The sequence below is a fragment of the Pseudophaeobacter leonis genome, assembly GCF_002087335.1.
GTDB classification, from domain to species: Bacteria; Pseudomonadota; Alphaproteobacteria; order Rhodobacterales; family Rhodobacteraceae; genus Pseudophaeobacter; species Pseudophaeobacter leonis.
In genome coordinates, this window is sequence record NZ_MWVJ01000036.1 from 18,947 (window position 1) to 31,743 (window position 12,797).

Sequence of the window (12,797 nt, forward strand, 5' to 3'; positions counted from 1 at the left end):
AACCCTGTAGAGCATCCGCCTCATCAGGCCGGCCAAAGGGGCTGGTCCAAAAACGAGAACAGGCGGTTTGCAGAATGCTGTTCCGGGCGAAGGGACTTTTCTTTTCAAAGCTCCTTGCCTAGGGTTCTATACGAACACGCTTGTTCCAAAAACTGGGAGATAAACGATGAAAAAATTGATGATGGCCACTGCGGCCCTCGCCCTGACTGCTGGCACCGCCTACGCGGGTGGCCACGGCAAGGAAGTAAAACTTGGCATCCTCTTGGGCTATACCGGCCCGATCGAATCCCTGACCCCCGCGATGGCAGCTGCTGCTGAAATGGCGATGGAAGAGGTCACCAAATCCGGCAAGCTGCTCGACAGCGCCACGGTGACCCCGGTCCGCGCCGACACAGGCTGCATCGATAATGGCCTCGCCGTTGCAAACGGTGAAAAGCTGATCGCCGAAGGCGTCAACGGTATCATCGGTGGTGACTGTTCCGGTGTGACCGGCGCGATCCTGCAAAACGTGGCGATTCCAAACGGCATGGTCATGGTTTCTCCTTCGGCCACCTCGCCCGGCCTGACCACCATGGAAGACAACGGATTGTTCTTCCGCACCTCGCCGTCAGATGCACGTGAAGGCGAAGTCATGGCGATGGTTCTGCAAGAGCGCGGCGTCAAGGAAATCGCGCTGACCTATACCAACAACGACTATGGCAAGGGTCTTGCCGATGCCATCCAGACGTCTTTTGAAAAAGTTGGCGGCAAAATCTCCATCGTTGCGGCCCATGAGGACGGCAAAGGTGACTACTCTGCAGAAGTTGCCTCATTGGCCTCTGCTGGTGGTGATATTCTGGTTGTTGCCGGCTACCTCGACCAGGGCGGTCTTGGCATCATTCAGTCCTCGCTCGACTCTGGCGCGTTTGACACCTTTGGTCTGCCCGGTGGCATGATCGGTGACAGCCTGCCCAAAAACGTCGGATCAGACCTGGATGGCTCTTACGGTCAGATCGCCGGGTCAGACAGCAAAGGCGCTGAAATCTTTGCCGCCCAGGCAAAAGAGCTCGGCTTTGACGGAACCTCTGCCTATGCGTCTGAATCCTATGATGCGGCGGCGCTGATCATGCTGGCCATGCAGGCGGCAAACTCCACCGATCCAGCCGCCTATGGCGCAAAGATCATGGATGTGGCCAACGCGCCTGGTGAAGTGATCAACCCGGGTGATCTCGGCAAAGCACTGGAGCTGATCAAAGCGGGTAAAGACGTTGATTATCAAGGTGCCACTGGCGTTGAGCTGATTGGCCCAGGTGAGAGCGCAGGTTCTTATCGTGAAATCGAAGTCAAAGACGGCATGAACACCACTGTGCGTTTCCGCTGATCCCACGCTTTAGGATCCATCTAGCACCGAACAGCCCGGGTTTTGCCCGGGCTGTTCCAAATTTGAAAGCCATAAAATAATGGCAGGGGATGAAATGATATGATCGTCGTCGAGGACTTGCACAAGCACTTCGGCGGGTTCCACGCGGTTGACGGCGCTTCGCTTGAAATCGCCAAGGGCTCCATAACCGGTTTGATCGGGCCAAACGGCGCGGGAAAAACCACTCTTTTCAATGTGATCGCAGGCGTTCTTCCACCCACATCCGGGCGTGTAACCATGGATGGGGAAGATATCACTGGCCTGGCGCCGCATGAGTTGTTTCACAAAGGCTTGCTGCGCACGTTCCAGATCGCGCATGAGTTTTCGTCGATGACCTGCCGTGAGAACCTGATGATGGTTCCCGGCCAGCAGTCGGGTGAAAGCCTGTGGAACACCTGGTTTGGCCGCAAACGGATCGCCGAGGAGGAACGCGCCCTGCCGCGCCAAGGCCGATGAGGTGCTTGAGTTCCTGACCATCAGCCATATCGCTGATTTGCGGGCAGGCGAAGTCTCTGGTGGGCAGAAAAAACTGCTGGAACTGGGCCGGACCATGATGGGGGATGCCAAGATCGTCTTTCTCGACGAGGTTGGTGCCGGTGTGAACCGCACCCTGCTCTATACCATTGCCGATGCCATCAAGCGCCTCAATGAGGAGCGTGGCTACACCTTTGTGGTGATTGAGCACGACATGGAATTCATCGGTCGCCTGTGTGATCCGGTGATCTGCATGGCCGAGGGCAAAAAGCTGGCCGAGGGGTCTTTGGCTGAGATAAAAGCCAACGAGCAGGTCATCGAGGCCTATTTGGGCACTGGTCTGAAGAATAAAGACAAGTTGGAGAAGACCTGATGCAGGCCCCAACGACGATGGGGGGTCTGCCACACTCAGGGGCTCTGCCCCCGCCGCTGCGCAGCTCCCCCGAGGTATTTTTTGCAAAATGAATAAGGGAGGCGCGCATGTCTGAACCCTTTTTGATCGGCGACAGCATGACCGGAGGATACGGCAAGGGGCCGGATATTCTGCATGACTGTACCATCGCTGTGAATCCCGGTGAGATTGCCGTGATCGTAGGCCCCAACGGGGCTGGAAAATCCACCGCCATGAAGGCCGTCTTTGGCATGCTGAATGTGCGTTCAGGTTCCGTGCGGCTGGGCGGTGAAGACATCACCAGCCTCAGCCCGCAGGACCGGGTCATCAAGGGCATGGGGTTTGTGCCGCAAACCAGCAATATCTTTACCTCGATGACGGTGGAAGAGAACCTGGAGATGGGCGCCTTTATCCGCACCGATGACATCCGCGAGACCATGGAGCAAGTCTATGACCTCTTCCCGATCCTGCGCGACAAACGTAGCCAGCCCGCCGGAGAGCTGTCTGGCGGCCAACGCCAGCAGGTTGCCGTGGGGCGTGCGCTGATGACCAAGCCGAAGGTTCTGATGCTGGACGAGCCCACTGCGGGGGTTTCGCCCATCGTGATGGACGAGCTGTTTGACCGCATTATTGAGGTCGCCCGCACCGGGCTGCCCATTCTGATGGTGGAACAGAACGCCAAGCAAGCACTTGAGATCGCAGACAAAGGCTATGTCCTGGTGCAGGGGCGCAATGCCTATACTGGCACCGGAGAAGAGCTTTTGGCGGATCCCGAAGTGCGCAAATCATTTTTGGGGGGCTGATCAATGGATTTCCTCAACGCCCTTGTGGCGCTTACCAACTTTGTCATGATCCCGGCGGTGGCCTATGGCAGCCAGCTGGCGCTTGGCGCCCTTGGGGTGACGCTGATCTACATCATCCTGCGGTTTTCCAACTTTGCCCATGGTGACACTATGGGCTTTGGCACCATGATGACCATCCTGGTCACCTGGTTGTTCCAGGACTGGGGGATTGGCTTTGGCCCGCTGCCCACCGCCCTGTTGGCGCTGCCCTTTGGTATCCTGGCAACCATGGCGCTGGTGCTTGTCACGGATCGCGCGGTTTACAGGTTTTACCGCGAGCAAAGGGCTAAACCCGTGGTCTTTGTCATGGTCTCCCTTGGTGTGATGTTCATGATGAACGGTCTGGTGCGGTTTATCATTGGGCCGGGCGATCAACGCTTTACCGATGGCGAGCGCTTTATCATCAAGGCCCGCGCCTTTAAGAAAATGACCGGCCTCAGTGAAGGTCTGGCGATCAAAACCACCCAGGGCATCACCGTTGTGACCGCCATCATTGTTGTGGCTATCCTGTTCTGGTTCCTGAATAAAACCCGCACGGGTAAATCCATGCGGGCCTATTCCGACAATGAGGATCTGGCGCTGCTGTCGGGGATCAACCCCGAACGGGTGGTGATGTATACCTGGCTGATCGTGGCAACACTGGCGACCATTGCCGGGGTGCTTTATGGCCTCGACAAGAGCTTCAAGCCCTTCACCTATTTCCAGCTGCTGTTGCCGATCTTTGCCTCCGCCATCGTGGGCGGGCTGGGCAGTCCGCAGGGGGCGATTGCCGGCGGCTTTATCATCGCCTTCTCTGAGGTGACAATCACCTATGCCTGGAAAAAAGTGCTGGGCTACCTGATGCCGGAAGGCCTGCAGCCTGACAGCCTGGTGCAGGTTCTCAGCACGGACTACAAATTCGCGGTCTCCTTTGCGATCCTGATCATTGTCCTTCTGTTCAAACCAACAGGGCTCTTCAAAGGGAAATCGGTATGACTGACACTATGAAACACAGCCTGATGTTTGTTGCAGTGGGGGTCCTGATCCTGCTTGAAGGCCTGACGGACTGGAGCTTTTTCTCCGGGTCGTGGAACTCCTCGCTGGTGATCCTCAATATGGGGCTGATTTCGGCCATCATGGCGCTGGGGGTCAACCTGCAGTGGGGCTTTGCCGGGTTGTTCAACGTGGGCATCATGGGCTTTACCGCTCTTGGTGGCCTTGCCGTTGTTCTCACCGCGACAGCGCCGACGCCCGGCGCCTGGAGTGCGGGTGGGCCCGCAATCCTGATGGCGATGGTTATGGGGGCCTTGACCGTTGTCTCGGCTGTTGCGGCCAACCGTATGGTGCCAAAGGGCCGCCTGCGCGCGCTGGTCACCCTTGCGATCCTTGTGGTTGGCTTTGTTATCTATCGGGCGCTGTTTGACCCGGCGGTTGAGGCGGTTGAATCCATCAATCCAGCCATATCGGGCAATATCGGTGGGCTAGGCTGGCCGGTGCTGCTGTCCTGGCCTGTGGGAGGCCTTCTGGCTGCCGGTGCCGCCTGGTTGATTGGCAAGACTGCACTGGGGCTGCGCTCTGACTATCTGGCGATTGCCACGCTGGGCATTGCCGCAAATCATCATCGCTATCCTCAAGAACGAGGACTGGCTGTCGCGCGGCGTGAAAAACGTCGTGGGCCTGCCGCGTCCCCTGCCCTTTGAGGTCGATTTGCAGAATGATCCCGGCTTTGTCGAGCGCGCGTCCGGCTTGGGTTTGGATCCCGTGCTTGCCTCTACGCTCTACGTGAAACTGGGCTATGCGGCACTGTTTGCTGTGGTGTTGATTACGCTGCTGTGGATGGCGCAGATGGCGCTCAAAAGCCCCTGGGGGCGGATGATGCGGGCGATCCGCGACAATGAGGTGGCCGCACAGGCCATGGGCAAAAACGTCACCAAGCGGCATTTGCAGATCTTTGTTCTGGGCTCTGCCATCTGTGGCCTGGCCGGTGCCATGATGACCACATTGGACGGGCAGTTGACGCCGGGAACCTATAATCCGCTGCGGTTTACCTTCCTGATCTGGGTCATGGTGATCGGTCGGGGGCTCTGGCAATAACTTTGGCTCTGTGCTGGGCGGCATCCTGATCTGGTTCCTCTGGATCAAGGTCGAGCCCATGAGCCTGGGCTGATCACGCTGCTGACCTCTGGTATGGGCGAAGACAGTGCCCTGAAGCTGCACCTTATGGAGAATGCGGCCCATATGCGGCTCTTTACCATGGGGTTGATCCTGCTGCTGGTTCTGCGGTTCAGTCCGCGCGGATTGATCCCGGAAAAATAGTCCGGACATGCCAAACACAAAACGCCGCTCCAAATCCGGGGCGGCGTTTTTCGTTGTAAATCTGTGATTTATTAGCGACCTTTAAACAGCCCACCCAGAATGCCACGCACAAGACGGCGTCCCGTGGTGCCTTTTAATTCCTTGATCACCGCCTCTGACATGGCCGAGGCAAAGGTTTCTTTTGGCCGGTAGCTGCGCGAGGTGGACCGCGGAATGCGGGAGCCTGAATAGCGCCGTGCGGCGTTGAATTCCCGTGCCATTTGTTCCGGCGCCTCTTCGGCCTTGTTTTCCGCAATTTCAGCGGCTTGCGCGGCCTCTTGCGTGCGTTGGCTCAGGATTTCATAGGCCGAGTGACGATCAAGTGGCTTGTCATATTTCCCCGCCATATCAGAGGCTTTCAGGATCGCAGCCCTCTCAGCTGCTGAGATAGGCCCCAACTGGCTGCTGGGGGGTCGGATCAGCGTGCGCTCGACAATGCCGGGCACGCCCTTCTTTTGCAGCATCGAGGTTACGGCCTCACCAACACCCACCTCGCGAATGGCCTCCATGGTCGAAAACCGGGGGTTCTCCCGGTAGGTTTCGGCCGCCAGTTTGAGGTTCTTGCGGTCGCGCGCGGTAAAGGCGCGCAGCGCGTGCTGAAACCGGTTGCCGAGCTGGCCAAGGATGTCTTCGGGAACATCCGCAGGATTCTGTGTGATAAAGTAGATACCGACGCCTTTGGAACGGATGAGACGCGCCACTTGTTCAACCTTGTCGATCAGGGCCTTGGGGGCGTCCTCAAATAGCAGATGTGCCTCGTCAAAGAAAAACACCAGCTTTGGCTTTTCCGGATCGCCCACTTCGGGGAGTTCTTCGAACAGCTCGCTCAGCAGCCAGAGCAGGAAGGTGGCATAGAGTTTCGGCGCCGCCATCAGCTTATCTGAGGCGAGGATATTCACCATGCCGCGCCCCTGTGCGTCTTGTCGCATCAAATCACTAAGTTCCAGCGCGGGCTCGCCAAACAGATCGGCACCGCCCTGGTTTTCCAGCACCAGAAGCCGTCGCTGGATGGCACCAACCGAGGCAGGAGACACATTGCCATAGCGCAGGGACAGCTCGCCCCTGTTCTCACCAATCCAGACCAGCAGCGCCTGCAGGTCTTTCAGGTCCAACAGCGGCAAGGCCTGCTCATCCGCAAGACGGAAGGCGATATTCAGGATGCCTTCCTGTGCCTCGCTCAGCTCAAGCAACTGCGCCAGAAGCAGTGGCCCCATTTCTGCGACCGTTGTCCGTACGGGATGGCCCTGTTGGCCAAAAAGGTCCCAGAAGGTCACCGGGCAGCTGTGGTAGTGATAGTCACCAAATCCAATTTTTTCGGCCCGCGCCATGAAGGCATCATGCAGCTTATGGGTCGCTGTGCCGGTTTTTGCCAGACCGGAGAGGTCGCCCTTAACATCCGCCATGATCACCGGAACACCGGCCTGAGAAAAGCTCTCGGCGAGGATCTGCAGCGTTACGGTTTTGCCGGTCCCGGTGGCCCCGGCAATCAAGCCGTGACGATTGGCATATTTAAAGCTCATCTCCTGAGCTGTGGCATAGTCTTCGCCACCACCGCCTATGAAAATCTTATCCGTCATTGTCTTCCTTTGCCCATTTCGGGCTGCTTCGGACCATATGTTAAGGTCATGCTCTGTGGTGATCGTGGGGATGTTGTGCGCTATTTGATCAAAACCCCCTCTTGAACACCGATCATTAACCTTTATATGCGATCTATGACATGCCCGTCCTCTCTTAATCGAGATGTCGACGGGCATTTCCTCCCTGTCAGACTGGCCGTGCCTCGTGCACGGCCTTTTTTTTGCCGCACAGCCCTTTTTTCATCCAGTTTTACCTGATGCTTTTGCCTCTTTCATGGGCACGAACCCCAAAAGGCACCCAGGATCTGCGTGTCAAACGCACAAATTTCAGGAAAGAGGCGTGTTGTCACATTTTTTTGTTATTGCTTATTGACCAACGCACAGCCCTTTCGTAATCTCAACGCAATAACTAAGTCGGCCAGTCCGACGGGGAGAAACGACACAAAAAAGGAAGCCGCAGAGCTTCCTTTTTTGCTTTCAAACCAAGGTTTTCACCTGTGAATTTTTGCTTCAACAATTCCCCGCCTATTGGGGAATTGTGACCTGACACCTCTGATGTGACATGGTAAAGCCTATACAAACGACCTGAGACAAATGAGGCATTCATGATCAAGTCCCTTTCGCCGATCACTCTGGCAGCTCTGCTGGCTTTGACCACTTCTCTGTCCGCTCAGCAGAGCGACACAGTTGACGCAGGTTCTGCAGAGCCCGCGACACAAGCTGGCGAATCAGCCGCTGACCAGGTTTTAGATCTGGGCCAGCCCGTTGATGATGGCACCCCAAAGCTGGGAGATCGCTATTCAAAATCCACCCATGGCGACTGGGAACTGGCCTGTGTCAAAACCGAAGCTGAAACGGATCCCTGCTCTTTGTTGCAGATCCTGTCAGATCCTGCGGGCAACCCCATGGCCGAAGTCTCGCTGTTTCGCATAGACCAGCCAGGTGGGCAGGCGGTTGCCGGCGCCACAATCATCGTGCCTTTGGAAACTCTGCTGCCTGCGGCCCTGACCATTTCTGTCGATGGCGCCCCTGGCAAACGCTATAACTACTCCTTCTGCAACCCGCTTGGCTGTGTGGCACAGATCGGTTTGACACAGGCGGATGTGGATACCTTCAAACAGGGTAGCGAAGCCTCGCTGTCGCTGCGTCCGGCCCCCGCACCCGATCAGCTGGTTGAGATGAAGATGTCCCTCAAAGGCTTCACCGCCGGCTATAATGTGGTGGATGTGGTCAAACAGTAAGGCAACCGTTTCTAGCCGCCCTGGGTCTGCTGAGACCTGAGGCGGTGATCCGCTGTGCAGATATGAACCAGTGCCAGTTTGCTTTGCAAATTTAAAAAGGCCACTGCCGGGATGCGCCCAGCAGTGGCCTTATTTCGCAAATATCACATGGGAGCTGACATAGGCTCTCCTGTCAGAGCAGAATAGTCCCGCGCTGTGATTATACCCGACCCAAAGCCAGCACGGCGTTCATGCCACCAAAGGCAAAGGCATTGGACAGGGCAACCTCAACCCGCACCTCGCGCGCCTCATTGGGAACCACATCCAGCGCACATTCCGGGTCTGGCTCTTCATAGCCAATGGTTGGCGCGACGATGCCGTCCTTCAGGGCCATAATGCAGGCCAACAGCTCTACGGCGCCGGTGCCGCCGATCAGGTGCCCATGCATGGATTTGGTCGACGAGATCATCAAACTGTCCGCATGTGGGCCAAAAACATCTGCCACCGCGGCGCATTCGGTTTTGTCATTGGCCACGGTTCCGGTGCCATGGGCGTTGATATAGCCAACACTCTCCCGGCTCACTCCGGCATCTTTCAGAGCGCCGGCAATGGCCCGCGCGGCGCCCTGTTTGCTCGGCATTACAATATCAGACGCATCCGAGGACATGGCAAAGCCAAGCACTTCGCAGAGGATCGCGGCACCACGGGCGCGGGCATGATCGTAGTCTTCAAAGACAAAAATGCCGGCCCCTTCGCCCTGCACCATGCCATTGCGATTGGCACTGAACGGACGGCAGGCCTCTTTTGACATCACCCGCAGCCCTTCCCAGGCCTTGACGCCACCAAAGCAGAGCATCGATTCAGAGCCCCCCGTCACCATGGCCGGGCTCATGCCGGAGCGCACCATCTGAAACGCCTGCGCCATGGCGTGATTGGACGAAGCACAGGCGGTGGAGACGGTAAAGCTGGGGCCTTTGAGGTTGAATTCCATCGAGACATGGCTGGCGGCCGCATTGTTCATGAGTTTAGGAACAACAAAGGGATGCACCCGGTTCTTACCATCCTCATAGACGGAACGGTAGTTGTCATCCCAGGTTGAGACCCCGCCGCCCGCAGTGCCCAGAACCACGCCGGATTTGGCTGCCAGCTCGCCGTGAAATTCGAGGCCAGACTGGGCAATCGCCTCTTTGGCAGCCGTCAAAGTGAACTGCGTAAAGCGATCATAAAGGCTGATCTGCTGGCGGTTAAAGCGTCCTTCGGCCTCGAACCCCTGCACCTGGCCGCCGATCTTGATCGCAAGCCGGTCAACATCGCGAAACTCCACCGGGCCGATACCGCAGCGCCCCTCGCGCATCGCCTCATAGGTGGCGTCAGCAGAATGCCCCAGCGCATTGATGGTCCCGGCCCCGGTGATGACAACGCGTTTCATAATGAGTTCCCCTGGGAGTCAGGCGCTGATATCACGTCTTTTGTGACACAAGCGTATCAATCCCCGCGATGATTGCCGCAACATTTGAGATATCAAAATCGCTGTCCTCAGGTGTGTTGGCATTAAAGGGAATGGTGATGTCGAATTCTTCTTCGATGGCAAAAATGCACTCCACCAGCCCCATACTGTCGATCCCGAGATCTTCCAGAGTGCTGGTCAGGGCTACATCTGATGGCTCTAGCAGCGCCTGTTCGGCGACGATTGCAATGACCTTGTCCTGAGTGCTCATGCTGGCCCCCTGATCTGTGATGTCGTGGAAGATGTACCGGCTAAAACTCTATTTGAAAACAGCCTTTTTAAGCTTTTCGATATCACTCATCAGCCGTGGCAGGCGGCGCTGTGCCTTATACATCTCGGTATGCGTTTCCATCTTTACGGCCGGGTAGCCCATCACAACCCGCCCGGCAGGAACGTTGGAGATGATCTTGGTGGCGCCACCGGCCATCCCGCCGTCGCCAATAAAGATATTGTCGGCGGCGCCACATTGGCCGCCCATCACAACATTGTTGCCGACATTCACCGACCCCGAGAGACCGCATTGGCCGCAGATCAGACAATCGCGCCCGATGCGGGTGTTGTGGCCCACATGAACCTGGTTGTCCAACTTGCTGCCAGAGCCAATTTCGGTGTCGCGAATGGTGCCGTTATCGATGGTACAGTTGGCACCGACCTCAACATCATCGCCAATACTGACCGCCCCCAGAGAGTGAATGCGCAGCCAGCTTTGCGCCCGTGCTGTACCTTGATCACCAACGGTTTTACGCACATTTTCCACGCCAGAGACCTCGGGGGTGACATAGGAGAAGCCATCGCTGCCAATGCGGGCGCCGGGCTGTGCGCGGAGCCGATCACCGATCCGGGCCCGGGCCCCGATAGAGACCATCTCGCGCAGCTGGGCCTCTTCGCCGATTTCAACCTCAGCCCCGATGTAGCAATGCGGCCCAATCTGCGACCCTTTGCCAATCCGGGCGCCGGCCGCCACGATGCTCAGCGGGCCAACAGAGACATTCTCAGCCAGAACAGCGCTAGGATGAATAACAGCTGAGGGGTGAATGCCAGGTTCAAACCCCTGGCCGCGGTCCAGCATGGTAGAGACGCCGCCAAGCGCCATACGGGGGCGCGTGGCAAAAAGGGCAGCCTTTAGCCCCAGCCCCTGCCAATCGGCGCCCTCCCAAAGCAGGGCAACCTCTGCGCGCCCCTGCGACAGGCCCTCGGCATATTTGGCCGATGTGGCCATAGCCAGGTCAGTGGGACCGGCGTCCTGTGGCTCGGCAGCCCGCGTTATGACACGGTCCAGGTCCCCTTGCGCCGCAAGGCCCAGAGCCTCGGCAATCTGGCGAACAGTATACATAATGGGGCCCTTTCCCGGCTCAAATTCCGCAAGCGGGCCCCGAATTTACCCCTGTAGGTCCGGCAGGGCCACCCCGGCCTGCTCCAATGCAGCCCAGACTTTGGCATCACGCCCATAGACATCCCGGCGGAACTCGGCCCGACCTTTGTTGGACACATATGCGGTCCGGTAGATAATGTGAACAGGCACCTGCTGGTCCAGTTCAACCTTGGTCTCTTTGCCGGACTTCAGGATCAGGTTGAAAAACGCATGCGGATCTTCGGTTTGCCTGGCCAAAAGAGCATAGGCAAATTCAAAAGGTTGCGCGAGACGGATGCAGCCGTGCGAAAAGGCGCGCACTTCGCGTTTGAACAGGCTCTTTTGCGGCGTGTCATGCAGGTAAATGTTGTATTTGTTGGGGAACATGAATTTGACCAGCCCAAGCGCATTTCGGCTGCTGGGGGGCTGTTTCATCGCATAGGGAAAGCTGCGGGCGGTAAACTGGGAAAAATCGACCGATCCCCGACTGACCACCCGCCCCCGGTTGTCGGTGATCTGGATATGACCAACGGCATTTGGGTTATTGCGCAGTTGTGGCAGGTATTCCTTTGGTATGATCGAGCGCGGCACATACCAGCTTGGATTGATCACCATATGCTCCATGATGTCCGAAAATTCGGGCGAGCGGCGGTCTGGCTGGTTTTTGCCAATCACAGAGCGGGTTTCAAAGGTCACATCGCCATTGTCCACGATCTTGGCGGTGAAATCGGTCTGGTTCACCCGCACATGCCGCTCACCACGATCAGGCGTCAGCCAACCCGCGTTCCATCGCGATGATCACCGATTTCAGGCGATCACGCACCGGGCGGTTGATCTCTTTCAGCGTGCCAGCGCCTGCGACGCCGTCCACCTCAAGGCCATGATCCGACTGGAACCGCTCAACGGCGCGCTCCATCTCTGAATCATAGCGGGCCGTTGCATTGCGCTGCATATAGCCCTGCGCGATCAGCCGGTTCCTGAGGGCAACAACACTTCGGCCCTGATCACCTGGCTCAAGCTTCTTACCCGGCACGGTGGGTCCCCAGCCGCCAGCCCTGATGCGCTGCTCAAGGCGGATTTTTTCACGCATCAGCGCACGATATTGCGGCGATGCCGGCACAAGAGTGCGCAGATAGGCAAAAGGCTGGCTGTCGCGCATCCCATTGAGGATGGCCGTCCCATCGCTGTCGCGTTTGGTCCGCACCATACCGTCATCAATGGTTGAAGGGCGCAACAATCCGGTCTGCAACATCTCGGCATAGGTAACAAAGGCCGCGCTCAGGGCGGCTTCGACCTGACCAAAATCGCGGGCGGTGCGCGCGGCCCGCATCTGTTCTACCAGATCAGCGGCCGTGCCGGATTGGTCCGGCAGCCCATGATCCGAGGCCTCCTGCAACGCCCGCAACAGGGCTGCGCGCCGCAGGGACGAGGCCTCATCAGCGCCCGTCCAGAGGGCTGCATAGGTATTTTCCCGATAAAACTTCGCAACGTCATCGTTAACTGATGCCTTTTCTGCGACAGCCTGGCGAAAGGCGGTCGACTGCGCTGCCACCTGAGTGCCCAAACCAAAGCTCCCCACACCACATAACGCCAGCGCAAAAAGCCCGTATTTTAGGCGCGTAGCCCGGCTTTGGGTGTCAGAATTGGTCATGTTTTACGGTCCTCAGCAGCGGTGCGCAGAAAATATGGTGGCAGGTCTATG

At 57.6% G+C, this 12,797-nt stretch carries 8 protein-coding genes and 3 pseudogenes; 6 read left to right on the forward strand and 5 right to left on the reverse strand.

Features of this window, described 5'->3' with window-relative positions; all coding sequences use genetic code 11:
• Positions 1 to 166 precede the first annotated feature (166 nt).
• The 5 genes and pseudogenes from B4968_RS09850 to B4968_RS09870 all read left to right on the forward strand — a co-directional run bounded on the left by B4968_RS09850 (position 167) and on the right by B4968_RS09870 (position 5,401).
• Entirely contained in the window at positions 167 to 1,360 is a 1,194-nt protein-coding gene (locus tag B4968_RS09850) for an ABC transporter substrate-binding protein (protein WP_083098607.1), read from the forward strand.
• Positions 1,361 to 1,459: 99 nt separating this feature from the next.
• Positions 1,460 to 2,246, forward strand: a pseudogene (locus tag B4968_RS25195) (ABC transporter ATP-binding protein).
• A gap of 107 nt (positions 2,247 to 2,353) precedes the next feature.
• The gene (locus tag B4968_RS09860) at positions 2,354 to 3,067 is read left to right on the forward strand and encodes an ABC transporter ATP-binding protein (protein WP_083098610.1); all 714 of its coding nucleotides are present in this window, start codon (positions 2,354 to 2,356) and stop codon (positions 3,065 to 3,067) included.
• A gap of 3 nt (positions 3,068 to 3,070) precedes the next feature.
• Entirely contained in the window at positions 3,071 to 4,081 is a 1,011-nt protein-coding gene (locus tag B4968_RS09865) for a branched-chain amino acid ABC transporter permease (protein WP_083098613.1), read from the forward strand.
• Positions 4,078 to 5,401: pseudogene (locus B4968_RS09870) on the forward strand (ABC transporter permease subunit). The gene B4968_RS09865 and the pseudogene B4968_RS09870 overlap by 4 nt, the downstream one beginning before the upstream one ends.
• Before the next feature lie 71 nt (positions 5,402 to 5,472).
• Here B4968_RS09870 and B4968_RS09875 read toward each other — a convergent pair.
• Positions 5,473 to 7,017 carry a helicase HerA-like domain-containing protein gene (locus B4968_RS09875; protein WP_083098615.1) on the reverse strand — a complete coding sequence of 515 codons (1,545 nt, stop codon included), beginning with the start codon at positions 7,015 to 7,017 and terminating at the stop codon, positions 5,473 to 5,475.
• A 605-nt stretch (positions 7,018 to 7,622) separates the two neighbouring features.
• On the opposite strand from B4968_RS09875, the gene B4968_RS09885 reads away from it, so the two are divergent.
• Positions 7,623 to 8,258, forward strand: coding sequence for an invasion associated locus B family protein (locus B4968_RS09885; RefSeq protein WP_083098619.1), 636 nt, complete (start codon positions 7,623 to 7,625; stop codon positions 8,256 to 8,258).
• 199 nt (positions 8,259 to 8,457) lie between these two features.
• On the opposite strand, the gene B4968_RS09890 is transcribed toward B4968_RS09885, so the two are convergent.
• From B4968_RS09890 to B4968_RS09905, 4 genes and pseudogenes are all read right to left on the reverse strand, one after another.
• Complete coding sequence (locus B4968_RS09890; protein WP_083098621.1) at positions 8,458 to 9,666, reverse strand: beta-ketoacyl-[acyl-carrier-protein] synthase family protein; 1,209 nt, start codon at positions 9,664 to 9,666, stop codon at positions 8,458 to 8,460.
• A 31-nt stretch (positions 9,667 to 9,697) separates the two neighbouring features.
• Positions 9,698 to 9,955, reverse strand: coding sequence for an acyl carrier protein (locus tag B4968_RS09895; RefSeq protein WP_083098623.1), 258 nt, complete (start codon positions 9,953 to 9,955; stop codon positions 9,698 to 9,700).
• 48 nt (positions 9,956 to 10,003) lie between these two features.
• Positions 10,004 to 11,077 carry a UDP-3-O-(3-hydroxymyristoyl)glucosamine N-acyltransferase gene (lpxD, locus tag B4968_RS09900; protein WP_083098625.1) on the reverse strand — a complete coding sequence of 358 codons (1,074 nt, stop codon included), beginning with the start codon at positions 11,075 to 11,077 and terminating at the stop codon, positions 10,004 to 10,006.
• 45 nt (positions 11,078 to 11,122) lie between these two features.
• A pseudogene (locus B4968_RS09905) lies at positions 11,123 to 12,746 on the reverse strand (L,D-transpeptidase family protein).
• Positions 12,747 to 12,797: the final 51 nt, after the last annotated feature.